The sequence below is a fragment of the Streptomyces sp. NPDC050703 genome, assembly GCF_040654435.1.
Taxonomy (GTDB): Bacteria; Actinomycetota; Actinomycetes; order Streptomycetales; family Streptomycetaceae; genus Streptomyces.
In genome coordinates, this window is sequence record NZ_JBFAHX010000008.1 from 174,426 (window position 1) to 190,099 (window position 15,674).

17 protein-coding genes, 1 tRNA gene and 1 pseudogene are annotated in these 15,674 nt (G+C 72.6%); 15 read left to right on the forward strand and 4 right to left on the reverse strand.

The window, feature by feature from the left end; all coding sequences use genetic code 11:
- Positions 1-9: 9 nt before the first annotated feature.
- A complete protein-coding gene (locus AB0I16_RS10765; RefSeq protein ID WP_363249030.1) occupies positions 10-1,104 on the reverse strand; it encodes an LLM class flavin-dependent oxidoreductase in 1,095 nt (364 codons plus the stop codon).
- A gap of 127 nt (positions 1,105-1,231) precedes the next feature.
- On the opposite strand from AB0I16_RS10765, the pseudogene AB0I16_RS10770 reads away from it, so the two are divergent.
- Together AB0I16_RS10770 and AB0I16_RS10775 are read left to right on the forward strand one after the other, a co-directional pair.
- A pseudogene (locus AB0I16_RS10770) lies at positions 1,232-1,468 on the forward strand (hypothetical protein); the annotation flags it as partial.
- A 149-nt stretch (positions 1,469-1,617) separates the two neighbouring features.
- Positions 1,618-1,809, forward strand: a complete 192-nt coding sequence (locus AB0I16_RS10775; RefSeq protein WP_062779189.1) for a hypothetical protein — start codon at positions 1,618-1,620, stop codon at positions 1,807-1,809.
- Between the two features lie 27 nt (positions 1,810-1,836).
- Here AB0I16_RS10775 and AB0I16_RS10780 read toward each other — a convergent pair whose 3' ends face one another.
- Complete coding sequence (locus AB0I16_RS10780) at positions 1,837-2,568, reverse strand: decarboxylase (RefSeq protein WP_363248951.1); 732 nt, start codon at positions 2,566-2,568, stop codon at positions 1,837-1,839.
- On the reverse strand, positions 2,565-3,380 hold the full coding sequence (locus AB0I16_RS10785) for an aspartate/glutamate racemase family protein (protein ID WP_363248952.1): 816 nt from the start codon (positions 3,378-3,380) through the stop codon (positions 2,565-2,567). Before AB0I16_RS10785 ends, AB0I16_RS10780 begins: the two co-directional genes overlap by 4 nt.
- 291 nt (positions 3,381-3,671) lie before the next feature.
- On the opposite strand from AB0I16_RS10785, the gene AB0I16_RS10790 reads away from it, so the two are divergent.
- Both AB0I16_RS10790 and AB0I16_RS10795 read left to right on the forward strand, forming a co-directional pair.
- The gene (locus AB0I16_RS10790; protein WP_363248953.1) at positions 3,672-4,652 is read left to right on the forward strand and encodes a D-2-hydroxyacid dehydrogenase; all 981 of its coding nucleotides are present in this window, start codon (positions 3,672-3,674) and stop codon (positions 4,650-4,652) included.
- 51 nt (positions 4,653-4,703) lie between these two features.
- Positions 4,704-6,113: an amidase gene (locus AB0I16_RS10795; protein WP_363248954.1), complete on the forward strand. Its 1,410-nt coding sequence runs from the start codon at positions 4,704-4,706 to the stop codon at positions 6,111-6,113.
- Here the strand turns inward: AB0I16_RS10795 and AB0I16_RS10800 are convergent.
- On the reverse strand, positions 6,110-6,610 hold the full coding sequence (locus tag AB0I16_RS10800) for a DUF3830 family protein (RefSeq protein WP_363248955.1): 501 nt from the start codon (positions 6,608-6,610) through the stop codon (positions 6,110-6,112). The genes AB0I16_RS10795 and AB0I16_RS10800 overlap by 4 nt on opposite strands.
- Positions 6,611-6,708: 98 nt before the next feature.
- Between AB0I16_RS10800 and ehuB the strand changes: the two genes are divergently transcribed.
- The 11 genes from ehuB to AB0I16_RS10855 all read left to right on the forward strand — a co-directional run bounded on the left by ehuB (position 6,709) and on the right by AB0I16_RS10855 (position 15,518).
- The gene (gene ehuB / locus AB0I16_RS10805; RefSeq protein WP_363248956.1) at positions 6,709-7,641 is read left to right on the forward strand and encodes an ectoine/hydroxyectoine ABC transporter substrate-binding protein EhuB; all 933 of its coding nucleotides are present in this window, start codon (positions 6,709-6,711) and stop codon (positions 7,639-7,641) included.
- Positions 7,641-8,372 carry an ectoine/hydroxyectoine ABC transporter permease subunit EhuC gene (gene ehuC / locus AB0I16_RS10810; protein WP_363249031.1) on the forward strand — a complete coding sequence of 244 codons (732 nt, stop codon included), beginning with the start codon at positions 7,641-7,643 and terminating at the stop codon, positions 8,370-8,372. The genes ehuB and ehuC overlap by 1 nt, the downstream gene beginning before the upstream one ends.
- Positions 8,369-9,016: an ectoine/hydroxyectoine ABC transporter permease subunit EhuD gene (gene ehuD, locus AB0I16_RS10815; RefSeq protein WP_363248957.1), complete on the forward strand. Its 648-nt coding sequence runs from the start codon at positions 8,369-8,371 to the stop codon at positions 9,014-9,016. Before ehuC ends, ehuD begins: the two co-directional genes overlap by 4 nt.
- A complete protein-coding gene (gene ehuA, locus AB0I16_RS10820) occupies positions 9,006-9,821 on the forward strand; it encodes an ectoine/hydroxyectoine ABC transporter ATP-binding protein EhuA (RefSeq protein WP_363248958.1) in 816 nt (271 codons plus the stop codon). The genes ehuD and ehuA overlap by 11 nt, the downstream gene beginning before the upstream one ends.
- Positions 9,822-10,020: 199 nt before the next feature.
- Positions 10,021-10,788 (forward strand): IclR family transcriptional regulator C-terminal domain-containing protein, encoded by a 768-nt coding sequence (locus tag AB0I16_RS10825; protein WP_363248959.1) that lies wholly within the window; start codon positions 10,021-10,023, stop codon positions 10,786-10,788.
- An 80-nt stretch (positions 10,789-10,868) separates the two neighbouring features.
- Positions 10,869-10,942 (forward strand) — tRNA-Lys (locus AB0I16_RS10830).
- 152 nt (positions 10,943-11,094) lie between these two features.
- Complete coding sequence (locus AB0I16_RS10835) at positions 11,095-11,769, forward strand: DedA family protein (RefSeq protein ID WP_363248960.1); 675 nt, start codon at positions 11,095-11,097, stop codon at positions 11,767-11,769.
- 9 nt (positions 11,770-11,778) lie between these two features.
- The gene (locus tag AB0I16_RS10840; RefSeq protein ID WP_363248961.1) at positions 11,779-12,933 is read left to right on the forward strand and encodes a histidine kinase; all 1,155 of its coding nucleotides are present in this window, start codon (positions 11,779-11,781) and stop codon (positions 12,931-12,933) included.
- On the forward strand, positions 12,924-13,568 hold the full coding sequence (locus AB0I16_RS10845) for a response regulator transcription factor (RefSeq protein ID WP_363248962.1): 645 nt from the start codon (positions 12,924-12,926) through the stop codon (positions 13,566-13,568). Before AB0I16_RS10840 ends, AB0I16_RS10845 begins: the two co-directional genes overlap by 10 nt.
- 86 nt (positions 13,569-13,654) lie before the next feature.
- Positions 13,655-14,932: a histidine kinase gene (locus AB0I16_RS10850; protein ID WP_363248963.1), complete on the forward strand. Its 1,278-nt coding sequence runs from the start codon at positions 13,655-13,657 to the stop codon at positions 14,930-14,932.
- Positions 14,826-15,518 carry a response regulator transcription factor gene (locus AB0I16_RS10855; RefSeq protein WP_363248964.1) on the forward strand — a complete coding sequence of 231 codons (693 nt, stop codon included), beginning with the start codon at positions 14,826-14,828 and terminating at the stop codon, positions 15,516-15,518. The genes AB0I16_RS10850 and AB0I16_RS10855 overlap by 107 nt, the downstream gene beginning before the upstream one ends.
- The last annotated feature ends 156 nt before the right edge of the window (positions 15,519-15,674 follow it).

Consider the following 15,674-nt stretch of genomic DNA (forward strand, 5'->3'; position numbering starts at 1 on the left):
AGTCCCGGGTCACGCCGTGGGCAGGCCGTAGGCGTCGGCGATCAGGTCGTACGAGCGCAGGCGGACGTCGCCGCTGTGGGCGTTGCCCGTGATCATCAGCTCGTCGGCGCCGGTGCGCTTGGCGAGGTCGTCGAGGCCGGTGCGGACCTGGTCGGCGGTGCCGTGGATGACGTTGGCGTTCCAGCTCTCGACGAAGTCGCGCTCCATCTCGCTGAACGCGTACGCCTCCGCCTCCTCGGGGGTGGGGACGAGGCCGGGGCGGCCCGTGCGCAGGCGGACCATGTTGAGGGCGGCGGCGAGAACCTGGCGGCGGGCCTCGTTCTCGTCGTCGGTCGCGAGCGCGGAGACGCCGATGAGAGCGTACGGGGCGTCCAGGACCGCGGAGGGCTTGAACGACTCGCGGTAGAGGTCGAGCGCCGGGATCGTGTTCTGCGCGGAGAAGTGGTGCGCGAAGGCGAACGGCAGGCCGAGGACGCCGGCGAGGCGCGCGCTGAACCCGGAGGAGCCGAGCAGCCACAGCGGCGGCCGGTGCGGGGACTGGACGCCGCCGGGCGAGGTCGCCTGGACGGGGCCCGGCACGGCGTGGATGCGGCGGTAGGGGTGGCCGTCGGGGAAGTCGTCGTCGAGGAAGCGGGTCAGCTCGGCGAGCTGCTGCGGGAACTCGTCGGCGCCTTCGTTCAGCCGTTCCGAGCGGCGCAGGGCGGCGGCCGTGGCGCCGTCGGTGCCGGGAGCGCGGCCGAGGCCGAGGTCGACGCGGCCCGGGGCCATGGCCTCCAGGGTGCCGAACTGCTCGGCGATGACCAGCGGGGCGTGGTTGGGCAGCATGACGCCGCCGGAGCCGAGGCGGATGCGGCCGGTGTGGGCGGCGAGGTGGGCCAGGATCACCGCGGGGGACGAGGAGGCGACGCCGGGCATGGAGTGGTGCTCGGCGACCCAGTAGCGGTGGTAGCCGCGGGCCTCGGTCAGCTTGGCGATCTCGACGCTGGTGCGCAGCGCGTCGGTGGCCGTGCGGCCGGCGCCGACGGTGACGAGGTCCAGGACGGACAGGGGGACGGGCGCGGTGCCGTGCCGCTCGCCGCGGATGCCTTCGTCGGTCGGGTCCACTGTCACTGGGGCCTCCTGCACTGCGTACGTGCTCTCGCGTTCTTACGTGGGTACGGACGGGCCAACAGGAGGCTCACTCCGTTTATTCCCCCCGCCGCTCCGCCTTCCGCCCGCTACCGTGACCGCCATGGCTGATCCGCTGAAAACCCTGGTCGACGGAGTCGAGGTCGAGGTGCCCAACACCATCCCTGACATCCGCGCCGCCCTGCCCCACGAGCGGCGCGCGGAGTTCGACCGGGCCATCAACGCCGCGGGGGTCGACGAGATCCACGCCGTGATGCGGCACTGGATGCTGGAGGCGGTGCCCGACCCGGACGCCGAGGAACGCCTCGCCAGGCTGGCCTCCGACGAGGCGGAGCGACGGGGCACCGACGGCCCGGAGGGGCGGGGCACCGACGGCCCGGAGGGGCGGGGCGCCGACGGCCCGGAGGGGCGGGGGTCCCGTTGAGCCCTCGCCACCGCCGCGTCCACCGCGTCACCTACGCGCCGCCCGCCGACGACACCCTCGCCAAGATGGGCGACGCCGAGGCCTTCCGCGCCGCGCTCGTGCGGACCCTGGGCCGCGACCCGTACGGCTACGGCTCGACCCCCGTACGGGACGACCCCGACCGCAGGGAGGCGACGGTCAGGGGCGCCATAGTCCTCTACTACGTCTCCGCCTCGGTCCACACGCTGACCGTGGTCAGGCTGATCCTCAGCCCGTGACCGCCGCGGAGGCCCGCGCGGCCCGGGTCAGACCTGTACCGGCGGCTCCTTGGTGAACAGGGTGCCGAGCTCCGGGGCGTTGACCCGGCGCTCGGCGAGGCGCAGGGCCTCCCAGACCGTGACCTGGTTCGCGGTCAGGACCGGCTTGCCGAGGGCCGACTCAAGGTCGCGGACGTGGGCCGCCGTGTGCAGGGCGGTGTCCGGCAGGAGCACGGCCCCGGCGTCCGGGTGGTCGCCCGCGCGGGCCAGCGCGATGACCTCGTCGCGGCCCCAGGTGCCGACCTCCGCCGCGGTGACGACGCCGCTGCCCCGCACCGAGACGACCTCCGTGCCCGCCGACTTCAGGAACGCCGAGAAGTGCGCCGCGACGTCCTCCGGGTAGGTCGCCGCGACCGCGACGCGGGCCGCGCCCAGCTCCCGTACGGCGTGGGCGAAGGCGAACGACGTCGACGAGGCCGGCAGGCCCGCCGCGACGGCCAGGTCCCGCACCTGGTCGTGGGCGCCGTCCCAGCCGAAGACGAAGCTGCCGCTGGTGCACGCCCAGACCACCGCCTCCGCGCCGGTGAGCCGCAGCTCCTCGACGCCCGCGGCGAGCCGCGCGGCCGAGCCCATCTCCAGGAGCGCGTCGACGCGGTGCGCGTCCTCACCGATGTCCGTGTGGACGACCTGCAGCCGGACGTCGCTGCCGAGCATCTGCTCCATGCGGGGGTAGTCGTCCTCGGCCGAGTGCCCCGGGTAGAGAAATCCGAGTGCCGTCACGTCCAGCCTCCTCCTTCTGCGGGTGGAACTTCGGGCAGGCCCCGCGGCGGCGGGGCGAGCGGCCTCGCGTCCGGCCGCGCCCCCAGGTCGATCAGCGCCTGGTAGGGGCCTACCGCACGCGTACCCAGCCGGCGCAGGGCGGACCACATCGTCACCTGGTTCGCCGAGATCACCGGCATCCGCAGCTCCGCCTCAAGCTGCGGGATCACGTCGTACGTCGGGAGGTTCGTGCAGCTGATGAAGAGGGCGTCGGCGCTGTCACGCACCGCCTGGCGCGCCATGTCGGCGACGTCCCGGTAGGAGACCTTCCAGATGTGCCGGGTCAGACCGAGGTAGGCGCGGGCCGTGACCGAGACGCCCGACTCGGCCAGGTACTCCTCCAGGACCTCGGTCACCGACCAGGTGTAGGGCGTGACGAGTGCGACGCGCCGCGCGCCCAGTTCGCCGAGCGCCTCGATGAGCGCGCCCGACGTGGTCACGGAGGCGACCGCGCCCTCGCGGGTCATGGCCTCGCACATCGCGCGCTCACCCGCGATGCCGCCGACGAAGCTGCCCGACGTGCAGGCGTACGCGAGTACCTCGGGTTCCGCGGCGCTCAGCGCGCGGACCGCGTCGGCGAGCGTCTCGTGCTCGCTCACCAGGCGCGCCAGGTCGAGGCTGACCTCGACCGGCACGTACGGGGTCCGGGTCAGATGGAGGGAGACCTCGTCCGGAACCCAGCGCCAGAGTTCGCGGTCGAGGACGAAGTCGAAAGGGGCTACGACGCCCACACCGCGCTGTGGGTGCGGGCCACCGAGGAAAGAGACGTCCATGAGCAGGCCCCATGTTCTTACGTGGTGTCAGGGACCGGCCGAGGGCCGGGGGGAGCGGGGAGCCGGCGACGCGCCGGGACGTCGGGACGGGGAACTCCGCGCGGCCGACCGCGCGGACGGAGGGTACGAGCGCGGGCACGGAGAGCACTCGTTTCCCGGAGTGCCGATGCGCCATCGCCTCTGTTGACGAAGGTAGGTTCGGGTGCCAGCGTGGTCAATCCGCACATCTCAGACGGCTGGGCCGCGCCCCTCCAGGGAAGCGGCACCCCTTTGCGAAACGGTTTCCCCCCGATGTCCGAACCGTCACTCCCGTCCCGTTCGCAGACAACTGTCCTGGTCCTGGACGCCACGCCTCCCACCCCGCCGCCCCGCCTCGGCAGCCTCACGGGACGGGCCCGCGTGCTGCACGCGGACGACACCACGCTGGCATCTCAACTCCCTTGCGCAGACGCCCTGTTGGTGTGGGACTTCACCTCGGACGCGGTGCGCCGCGCCTGGCCGGGCGAGGGCCCGAGGCCGCGCTGGGTGCACACCGCGAGCGCCGGCGTCGACCACCTCATGTGTCCTGAACTCGCCGCGTCGGACACCGTGGTGACGAACGCCCGCGGCGTCTTCGACCAGCCGATCGCGGAGTACGTCGCCGCGCTCGTCCTCGCCATGGCCAAGGACCTGCCGCGCACCCTCGAACTCCAGCGGGAGCGCTCCTGGCGCCACCGCGAGAGCGGCCGGGTCGCGGGCACGCGCGCGTGCGTGGTGGGTTCGGGGCCCATCGGCCGGGCCATCGCCGGGACGCTGAAGGCGCTCGGCATCACCACCGCGCTGGTGGGCCGCGCCGCGCGCCCCGGCGTGCACGGGACCGCCGAGCTCGACCGGCTGCTCACCCGCGCCGACTGGGTGGTCTGCGCGGCACCGCTCACCGAGGAGACGCGCGGCATGTTCGACGCGCGGCGCTTCGGCGTCATGCGGCCGTCGGCCCGCTTCGTGAACATCGGGCGCGGCCCCCTCGTCGTCGAGGACGACCTGGTGGCCGCCCTGTCGAAGCGGTGGATCGCGGGCGCGGCCCTGGACGTCTTCACGCACGAGCCGCTGCCCGCCGACAGCCCCCTGTGGACCGCTCCGGGGCTGATCGTCTCCCCGCACATGAGCGGTGACACGTTCGGCTGGCGCGATGAACTGGGAGCCCAGTTCATGGAGCTGTACGAGGACTGGGCGGCGGGAAGGCCGCTGCGGAACGTGGTCGACAAGGAACGCGGGTACGTCCCGGGGCACTGAACGCGACGCCCCGGCCGCCCGGCACCGCCGACTCATCGCTGAGGAGCGCGCATGACCCAGCTCACGGAGCTCACCGCCGTACAACTCGTGGACGGCTACCGAAAGGGTGAATTCAGCCCGGTCGACGCGGTCCGTGCCGTGCTGCGGCGGGCCGAGGAGACACAGCCGTCCCTGAACGCCTTCGTCCGGATCGAGGCGGAGCGGGCCGTCGAACAGGCGGGTCTGAGCGCGGCACGGTGGCGGCGCGGGGAGCCCCTGGGCCTGGTGGACGGCGTTCCCGTGTCGGTGAAGGACCTCCTGCTGATGCGCGGCGGCCCGACCCTGCGCGGCTCGAAGACCGTCAGCGCGGACGGGGCCTGGGACGAGGACGCCCCCTCGGTGGCGCGGCTGCGGGAGCACGGCGCGGTGTTCGTGGGCCGCACGACGACCCCCGAGTTCGGCTGGAAGGGCGTCACCGACAGCCCGCTGAGCGGCGTCACCCGCAATCCGTACGACACCTCCCGCACCTCCGGCGGCTCCAGCGGGGGCAGCGCGGCGGCGGTGGCGGCCGGCGCGGGCCCGCTGTCGCTCGGCACGGACGGCGGCGGCTCGGTGCGCATCCCGGCGGCGTTCTGCGGGATCTTCGCGCTGAAGCCGACGTACGGCCGGGTGCCGCTGTACCCGGCGAGCCCGTTCGGCACGCTCGCCCACGTGGGCCCGATGACCAGGGACGCGGCGGACGCGGCGCTGATGATGGACGTCATCGCGGCACCCGACGCCCGCGACTGGTCGCAGCTCGGTCCGGCGCGGGGGAGCTTCCGCGCGGACCTCGACGCGGGCGTACGCGGCCTGCGCGTCGCCTACTCCCCCTCGCTCGGCGGTCAGGTCGCCGTGCGGCCCGCGGTGGCGGCGGCCGTGCGGCGCGCGGTGGAGACCCTCGCGGCGCGGGGGGCGTACGTGGAGGAGACGGACCCCGACTTCTCGGAGCCGGTGGCCGCCTTCGAGACCCTGTGGTTCAGCGGCGCGGCCCGGGTCGCGCAGCACATGAGCCCGGCGCGGCGCGCGCGGCTCGACCCGGGGCTGCGGGAGGTCTGCGGGCGGGGCGCGCGGTACAGCGCCCTCGACTATCTCGCCGCGGTCGACGTCCGCATGGACCTCGGGCGGCGCATGGGTCTCTTCCACGCGGCGTACGACCTGCTGGTCACGCCGACGCTGCCGATCACGGCGTTCGCCGCGGGGGTGGAGGTGCCCCGCGGGTCGGGGTTCCGCCGCTGGACGGGGTGGACGCCGTTCACGTACCCCTTCAACCTCACGCAGCAGCCCGCGTGCACGGTCCCGTGCGGGACGGACGAGGAGGGGCTGCCCGTGGGGGTGCAGATCGTGGCCGCGCGGCATGCCGATGCCCTGGTGCTCCGCGCCGCGCAGGCCCTGTACGCGGCAGGGACCGGGGGGATCGCGCCGCCGGCCCAGAGTCCTCGCTAGACGCGCCGGAAGGTCAGCGTCTCCCCCCGCGCCCCCACCCGCCACAGGTCGTTGCAGGCCTCCGCCATGCGGTCGAGGCCCTCGACGACCTGGCCCCAGACGATGCCGGGGACCCAGCCGACGTCGCCGTTCAGGAGCAGGTTGTTCCGTTCGTAGAAGAGGGCGAGGTCGACGACGGTGGTGCCGGCCCGGACGTCGGCCGCCTGTTCGTAGCCGTACGCCTGGGTCCCCAATTCCGTACCCGAAAAGGAGAAATAACAGAGATCTCCTGGGATGGGGGTGACTGTGGGGTTTTCGAGGGGCGGCTCACGGTCCGCGAATGCCGGGAAAAGGGCGTAGATCTCATTGCGCGCGTATTTCGCGTGGTAGACGTCCGAGCCGAGCGGAAGTGCTTCCCACACCGCCGCGCAGGCCATGGGGGCCCGGTCGTCGAGCAGCTTCGCCGTGCACTGGACTCCCCGCTTGGCGAGGGAGACTTCGATGAATCGCTCTGCCATGTGTCCCATGCTCCTCTCCGGAGTCAAGACCACAACGATTGCATCATGGGCCGAAATTGAGCGGCATATTCCGCGTCGGGTCGGGTAGCCGCGCGCCCATGGCTCCACCACGTGGGAACAATGAGGGATCAATAGGCAGAGCGGTCCGCCGCCGCGCCCTGCTCAGCGGAGCGGGAGGGGCGGCGCTGGCCGCGTTCGGCGTCTCGGCGTGCAGCCGGGTGCCAGAGGAAGGGAAGGTTGAGGGGGGCGATCTGCTGGACCGGCTGCGTGACAGCGGCACGGTCAGGATCGGGGTCGCGGGCGAGGTCCCGTTCGGCTACATCGACGAGAACGGCGAGGTCACCGGTGAGGCGCCGGAGATCGCCAAGGTCATCTTCCCGCGCCTCGGCGTACCCGAGGTCAAGGCGGTGCCCACCAAGTTCGGCGCCCTCATCCCCGGCCTCACACAAGCACGGCAGTTCGACGTGGTCTCGGCGGGCATGTACATCAACCCGACGCGCTGCGAGCAGGTCCTCTTCTCCGACCCCGACTACCTGATGCTCGACTCCTTCATCGTCGAGAAGGGGAACCCGCACGGCATCAAGACGTACGAGGACATCGCGGAGAAGGGCCTGAAACTGGCGAGCGGCACCGCCTACGCGGAGATCGACTACGCCAAGGCGGCCGGGGTGAAGGACGTGCTCGTCCTGCCCGACCAGGTGGCCGGGCTCGACGCCGTGGCGCAGGGCAGGGTGGACGCCTTCGCCGGCACCAACGTCACCGTGCGCACCGTGGTCAAGGGCAGCGCGCGCGCCGAGGCGACGGAGCCCTTCCAGCCGGAGGTCGACGGCAAGCCCGCCTACGGCGCGGGCGGCTTCGCCTTCCGGCTCTCCGAGAAGAACCTGCGCGACGCCTTCAACAAGGAGCTGCACAAGCTCAAGAAGAGCGGTGAACTCCTGCGCATCGTCAAGCCGTTCGGCTTCACCGAGGACGAGATGACGGATCTGACCCTCGCCAAGCTGTGTCCGCCTGCGAAGGGCGCCTCCTCATGATGTCGTCGGAGTTCTTCCAGAACTGGTTCCTTCCCGGGATCTGGATCACCATTCAGGTGACCTTCCTCAGCGCGGCCCTCGCCTTCGTGATCGCCTTCCCGATCGGCGTGCTGCGCACGTCCCGCCTCTGGATCGTGCGGTTCCTCGCCGGGGCCTACTTCGAGATCTTCCGCAGCACGTCGTCGCTGGTCTTCATGTTCTGGATCGCGTTCACCGTGCCGCCGGTCTTCAACATCAGCTTCCAGCCGATGTTCGCGGGCGTGCTCGCCCTCGGCATCACCTACGGGGCGTACGCGTCGGAGATCGTCCGCGGCGCGCTCGCCGCGGTGCCGCAGGCCCAGCGCGAGGCGGGCATCGCCCTGAACTTCACGCCGCTGCAGCGGCTGCGCCGCATCGAGCTGCCGCAGGCCTGGCCGGAGATGCTCCCGCCGTTCAACAACCTGCTCATCGAGCTGCTCAAGGGCACGTCCCTGGTGTCGCTCATCGCGGTGGCCGACATGACCTTCGCGGGCGACCTGCTGCGGCTCGTGACGAACGAGAGCGCGCCGATCTACACCCTGCTGCTCGGCCTGTACTTCGTGCTCGCGTTCCTCCTCACCCGCGGCATGCGGCTCCTGGAGCGGCACGCCAAGAAGCGCGTCGGGCAGACGCCGGAGAGGACGAGCCTGTTCGGCGGGATGCGGTCCCGGTCGTCGATCGACGCCGTGACCGGGACGGGGGTCGCCAAGTGAACTGGGACTGGTCGCACGTCGACGACTTCATGCCGCTCTTCTGGGACGGCGTGGAGCTCACGCTCAAGGCGCTGTTCTTCGGCACCCTGATCGCCTTCTCGCTCGGTCTGGTCTGGGCGATCGCCCAGCGCTCGGAGAAGAAGTGGGTCCGGTGGCCGGTCACGGTGGTGACCGAGTTCATCAGGAACACCCCGCTCCTGGTGCAGTTGTTCTTCCTGTTCTACGTGGTGCCGGAGTGGGGCCCCTCGATGTCCCCGCTCACCACGGGCATCGTCGGTCTCGGACTGCACTACTCGACGTACACGTCGGAGGTCTACCGGGCGGGCATCGAGGGCGTGCCGGCCGGCCAGTGGGAGGCGGCGACCGCGCTCAGCCTCTCCAAGCGCCGGACCTGGACGTCGGTGATCCTGCCGCAGGCCGTGCGCCGGGTGATCCCCGCGCTCGGCAACTACGTGATCGTCATGCTGAAGGAGTCGCCGCAGATGGCCGCCATCGGCGCGCTCGACATGCTGGGCCAGGCCCAGGGCTACAGCCAGGCGACCTTCACCTACGAGGCGATCAGCGTCGTCGGCGTCGCCTTCATCGTCATCGCCTACCCGGCCTCTCTTCTTCTGCGAGCCTTGGAGCGTCGTCTTGTCCGCTGACAACAGCACTTCCCAGGAAATCCCCAACCCCGCCGTCGACGGCAGCGAGCTGATCCGCTTCGACAAGGTGGTCAAGCGGTACGGCTCGAACACCGTCCTCGACCAGCTCGACTTCTCCGTCGCGTCCGGCAAGCACGTGACGCTGATCGGCCCCTCGGGGTCCGGCAAGACCACGATCCTGCGGCTGCTCATGACGCTGGTGAGACCGGACGAGGGCACGATCAAGGTGGGCGGCCAGTACCTCACCCACGAGGAGCGGAACGGCAAGCTCGTCCCCGCGGGCGAGAAGCACGTGCGCGAGGTCCGCAAGAACATCGGGATGGTCTTCCAGCAGTTCAACCTCTTCCCGAACATGAAGGTCCTGCGCAACCTCATGGAGGCGCCGGTCACCGTCCTCGGGCTCTCCAAGGACGAGGCCGAGCAGCGCGCCCGCGAGCTGCTCGACCTGGTCGGCCTCGGCGACCGCTGCGACGCCTACCCGACGCAGCTCTCCGGCGGCCAGCAGCAGCGGGTGGCCATCGCGCGCGCCCTGGCGATGCGCCCGCAGGTGCTGCTCCTCGACGAGGTGACGTCCGCGCTCGACCCGGAGCTGGTGGCGGGCGTCCTCGACGTGCTCCGCGACATCGCGCACACCACGGACATCACCATGCTCTGCGTGACCCACGAGATGAACTTCGCCCGGGACATCTCGGACCAGGTGCTGATGTTCGACTCGGGCCACGTCATCGAGTCGGGAACGCCGGAGAAGATCTTCACCGATCCCGAGCACGAGCGCACCCGCGAGTTCCTCGGCGCGGTGCTGTGAGCGGAAGGCCGGCCCCGAGAGGCGCCGGCCGCCGTCCCGGAACCGGGACATGACCTTGGCATATGCCGACGTGGCGCGTTCCTGCTGACGGAGCCGGAGCGCGCCACGAATCTCGGCAACGGGCGCTCCTCGCGGGCACCCCGACGACTATCGTGGGAGCAGCTCGACTGTCCGGATCCGTTCCACGCTGGGGGAAGCCGTGGCGTTGAAGCACCAGGCGACCGCGGAGCACGACTCCGTCCAGAGCGCCCTGCGCGTGCTCGAAATCGTCGCCCGGCACGGCACCGGCGTGACCACCGTCGAGCTCGCCCGCGAGACCCGGCTGCCCGCCGGCCGCCTCGCGCCCCTGCTCCGCATGCTGCGCCGCGAGGGATACGTGAGGCAGCTCACCGACAGCCCGGCCGGCGCCTATGTGACCGGGGAGACCCTCGACCGCCTCGGCTCGTCCGGCCACCGCGAGCAGGCGCTCCGTGCGAAGCTCCAGAGCATCCTGGACGGCCTGCGCGACTCCATCGGCGCCGCGGTCTACCTGAGCCGCTACGTGGACGGCGAGATCGCCGTCACCGACTTCGCGGCGGGCCCGCGCACCCCCGCGGTCAACGAATGGGTGGACTTCCGCTCCTCCGCCCACGCCAGCGCCATCGGCAAGAGCCTGCTCACCCAGCTCGACGTGGACGGCCGCCGCGACCACCTCGCCCGCCACAGGATGGCCCGCCTCACCTCCCGGACGATCACGAACGAACGGGTCCTGCTCAACCGCCTCGCCACCCAGCCCGCCACGGTCCCCGTCCTCGACCTCCAGGAGTACGCGGTCGGCACCGTCTGCGCCGCCGTCCCCGTCACGGCGGGCTCCACGGCCGGCTGCCTCGCCCTCTCCCTGCCCGTCGAGCAGGCCCACCGGCTGCGCGACGCCGCGGACACCCTGAACCGGGGCGCGGCCCCCGTCCTGCTCTCGCTCGTGATCTAGCCGCGCGCCGGGTGTCCGCCAGGTGGCCGCCGGGTGTCCGGAGCACCCTCTCGGACCAGGTACTATTTATGAGTCAGCAGGCGCCGCTAGCTCAGTTGGTTAGAGCAGCTGACTCTTAATCAGCGGGTCCGGGGTTCGAGTCCCTGGCGGCGCACTTGCGAATGCCGAAAGGGCGTTCCCGGTCTTCCGGGGGCGCCCTTTCGCGTGTGTACGCCCTGCTGGGCCGCGCGGGGTGCGGTTTTCCGCACCCCCACTCAACGGCAACCCCCATACCGCCGGTGACCTGCGGTTTCTAGCGTGGTCTCCATGGACCTCACGACTCTCGCCCTCCCCCAGGAGCCCGCCGGCGGCATCGCGGGCTGGGCCGCCGACCTGGTGGACGTCATGGGCGGCCCCGGCGCCGGACTCGCCATCGCCCTGGAGAACCTCTTCCCGCCGCTGCCCAGCGAGGTGATCCTGCCGCTGACCGGCTTCGCCGCCGGGCAGGGCGTGATCAGCCTGTTCTCCGCGCTCTTCTGGACGACGCTGGGCTCGGTGGTCGGCGCGGCGGCCCTGTACGGCATCGGCGTGCTGTTCGGCCGGGAGCGCATGCACGCCCTGTGGGGGAAGCTGCCGCTGGTCAAGCGTGAGGACCTGGAGCGCACCGAGGCGTGGTTCGCCCGCCACGGCACCAAGGCCGTCTTCCTCGGCCGGATGGTGCCGATCTTCCGCAGCCTGATCTCCGTGCCCGCCGGGGTGGAGCGCATGCGGCTGCCGGTCTTCCTCGCCCTGACCACCGCGGGCAGCCTGGTCTGGAACTCCGTGCTCGTCATGGCGGGGTACTGGCTCGGCGACCAGTGGGACGCGGTCGAGACGTACGTGGGGCTGCTCTCCAAGGTCGTGCTCGGCCTCGTCGTGGTCGCCCTCGCCGCCTACATCGCCGTACGCGTGCGCTCCAGGAAGCGGGCGGGCGACGCTCCCCGGCACCGCCGCGCCGGTTAGGTGCCGCTAGTGTCGGACGATGTGAGGGAACCCGTGGCCGCCCCGTTCTTGCTCCGGGTCCTCGGTGTGCTCATCGGCTGTCTCACCGCCCTGCTCGGCCTGGTCTACTTCGCCGTCGCCGGGGCCGCCGCCGGCCCCTTCCTGCTCCTGCCGCGCACCCGCCCCCGCGCCCACGCGCTCCTCGCGTCCGGCGCCCGCAGGCTCACCGCCCTGGAGCGCGGGCGCCGCTCCGTCTTCTTCCACGACTCGTTCCCCGAGCACCGCGCCTCCGACCAGCAGATCCTGCGCTACCTCGCCGCCCGCACGTACTCCGGGCTGCTCTGCGGCGTCGTCGTCGCCATGGTCGACTTCGGCGCCATCCTCGCGGGGGCCTTCGCGATGTCGCTCGTCCGCACGTCGATGAGCTGGGTGGACCTGCTCAGCCAGTTCGTCCTCGGCGGGACCCTGCTCTTCCTCGCCGTCCAGGGGCTGCGCGCGCTCACCGACCAGGACGCCCGCCTGGCCCGCGAGTGCTTCGGGCCCTCCGAGCGCGAGCTGCTCCAGCGGCGCATCGACGAGCTGGCCACCAGCAGGGCCGCCGTGGTCCGGGCGGTCGACGTCGAGCGGCGCCGGGTCGAGCGCGATCTGCACGACGGCGTCCAGCAGCGGCTCGTCGCGCTCGCCATGCTGCTCGGCAGGGCCCGCCGCGGACGCACCCCCGAGCGGGCCGACGCGCTCCTCGCGCAGGCCCACAAGGAGGCCAGGGAGGTCCTGACCGAGCTGCGCGAGGTGGCCTGGCGGGTCTACCCCAGCGCCCTGGACAGCCTCGGTCTGCACGAGGCGCTCGGCGGGGTCTCCGAGCGGTGCGCGCTCCCCGTCCGCATGGAGTACGACGTGCCGGGCCCGCTGCCGTCCGCCGTCGAGACCGCCGCGTACTTCGTCGTGTCGGAGGCGGTGACCAACGCCGCCAAGCACTCGTCGGCCGATGAGGTCTCCGTGCGCGTACGGCAGCGGGGCGCCGTCCTGACCGTCCGCGTCCGCGACACCGGCACCGGGGGCGCCGACGCCGGCGGCAGCGGCCTGACGGGGCTGCGCAGCCGGGTCGCCGCGCTCGACGGCACCCTGGACGTCGACAGCCCCCTCGGGGGACCCACCACCATCACCGCGGAGCTGCCGTGCGCGTAATCCTGGCCGAGGACTCGACCCTGCTGCGGGAGGGCCTGGTGCGGCTGCTCGCCGAGGAGGGCCATGAGGTCGTCGCCGCCGTGGGCGACGCGGACGCGCTGCTGCGCGCGGTCGAGCGGGACGTCCCCGACGTCGTCGTCACCGACATCCGCATGCCGCCCGACCACACCGACGGGGGGCTGCGCGCCGCCGTCCGCATCCGCGAGGAGCGGCCCGAGGTGGGCGTGCTCGTCCTCTCGCAGTACGTCGAGCGCAACTACGCGGCCCAGCTGCTCACCTCAAGCGCCGAACGGGTCGGCTACCTCCTCAAGGACCGGGTCGCCCAGGTCGAGGAGTTCCTCGACGCGCTGGAACGGGTCCACGCGGGCGGCGCCGCCATCGACCCGGAAGTCGTACGGCAGTTGCTCATCCGCACCACGCACAGCGACCCGCTGACCCGGCTGACCCCGCGCGAGCGCACCGTCCTGGAAGCGCTCGCCGAGGGGCACACCAACGCGGCCATCGCGGAGAAGCTGCACATCTCGCTGAGCGCGGTCGAGAAGAACCTCAACGCGATCTTCGACAAGCTCGGCCTGTCCCGCACGACCGGCTACAGCCGCCGGGTCCTCGCGGTGCTGCGGTACCTGGAGTCCTAGGCGCCGCACATCCCCCGCACCGGTGAGGACGGAACCGTACGGGCGCGGTGATACTGGCACGGCTGCCCGCTCCGAGGAGCCGCCGTATGCCCGCGCTCTCCCGTCGGCCCGCCGCCCGGCTCCGCGCCGCCCACCCCTACGTGGTCGACTCGGCGCTCGCGGGCGCCGTGCTGTTCGCCGTGTCCCTGCAGTTCCTCTTCCCCGAGCGGGGCGGGGACGCGCTGTCCCCGCGGGGCTTCCTGCTCGGGGCGGGGACGGCCGTGCCGCTGGTGTGGCGGCGGCGCGCGCCCTTCCTCGTCGCGTGCGCCAGCACCTGCTTCACGCCCGCCATGGCCCTCCACCACCGGCCGCCGCCCGACGTCATGTACGGCGGGCTCGTCGTGCTGTACACCATGGCCGCGCTCGGCCGGCCGTGGCAGCGGCGCCTGATGCTCACCGGGTGGCTGATCGGCACGACGTTCACCATGGCGTTCCACGAGCGCGCGGAACCCTACGAGTACCCCTTCCACCTGCTGATCCTCGTCAGCGCGTACGTCCTGGGGTCCCTCGGCCGCGTCCAGCGCGCCTACACCGCCGCCCTGGAGGACCGGGCCAGGCGCCTGGAGCGGGAGCGGGCGAGCGAGACCGCGCGCGCCGTCGCCCTCGAACGCGCCACCATCGCCAGGGACATGCACGACATCCTCGCCCACGCGGTGAGCATCATGGTGGTGCAGGCCGAGGCGGGGCCCGTGGTGGTGCGCAGCGATCCGCCGCGCGCCGAGGCCGCCTTCGACGCCATCGCCGCGGCGGGCCGTGACGCCATGGTGCAACTGCGCCGCATCCTGGGCGTGCTCAAGGAGGAGCGGGCCCCCGGCGACCGCGGCCCGCAGCCCACGCTCGACGCGCTGCCCGAGCTGGTGCGACGGGTCGGGCACGCGGGCCCGGAGGTCCGGATGGCGGTGCACGGGCCGCCGCGCCCCCTGTCGCCGGACACCGAGGTCGCGGCGTACCGCATCGTGCAGGAGGCGCTGACGAACGCGGTGAAGCACGCGCGGGCGAGCCGAATTCTCGTGGAACTGGCGTGGGGCGCCGCCGAGTTGCGGCTCACCGTCACCGACGACGGCCGCGGCGGCGACCCGCCGGGCGACGGCGGGGGCGGCCACGGGCTCATCGGGGTGCACGAGCGGGCGAGCGCCTGCGGCGGGCACGCGGAGACCGGCGCCGGTCCCGACGGCGGATTCCGTGTCGCCGCGCGGCTGCCCACGGCATCCTGGGGGGATGAGTATCCGGGTGGTGGTCGCCGACGACCAGGAGCTGGTGCGCAGCGGCTTCTCGATGATCCTGGCGGCCCAGCCGGACATCGAGGTGATCGCGGAGGCCGGTGACGGCGCGGAGGCGGTCGCGGCGGTGCGCCTGCACGCCCCCGACGTGCTGCTGCTCGACATCCGCATGCCCGGGATGGACGGCATCGAGGCGGCCCGCCGGGTCTGCGCCTCCTCCGGCTGCCGGGTGCTCATGCTGACCACGTTCGACCTCGACGAGTACGTGTACGAGGCGCTGTACGCGGGGGCGAGCGGCTTCCTGCTCAAGGACGTCCGCAGGGACGACCTGGTGCACGCCGTGCGGGTCGTCGCCGCCGGTGACTCGCTCCTCGCGCCCACGGTGACGCGGCGCCTGGTCGCGGACGTCGTGGGCCGCCGCCGCACCGCGCGCGCCACGGACGGCGCGCCGCACGCCGAGCGGCTCGCCGCGCTCACGGCCCGCGAGGAGGAGACGCTGCGGCTGCTGGCCCGCGGCCTGACCAACGCCGAGATCGCGGCGGCTCTCGTGGTGAGCGAGCACACCGTGAAGACCCACGTCGGCAACGTCCTGTCGAAGCTGGCGCTGCGGGGCCGGGTGCAGGCGGTGATCTGCGCGTACGAGACGGGCCTGGTGGTCGCCGGGGAGCCCCGGGAGACCGGGGGGAGCTGAGCCTCCGGGGAGCCGGCCCGGCTCCCTCCGGCGGGTGAGGGCGTCCCCCGGGGGAGGGAGGCCCCAAGACCGCTCCGGGCGGCGATCCGCGGCCGGCGCTCCGGCACGACTCTGGGACGCGTGTCCGCACGCTTCCCGAGGCTCTTGAGGAGCCCC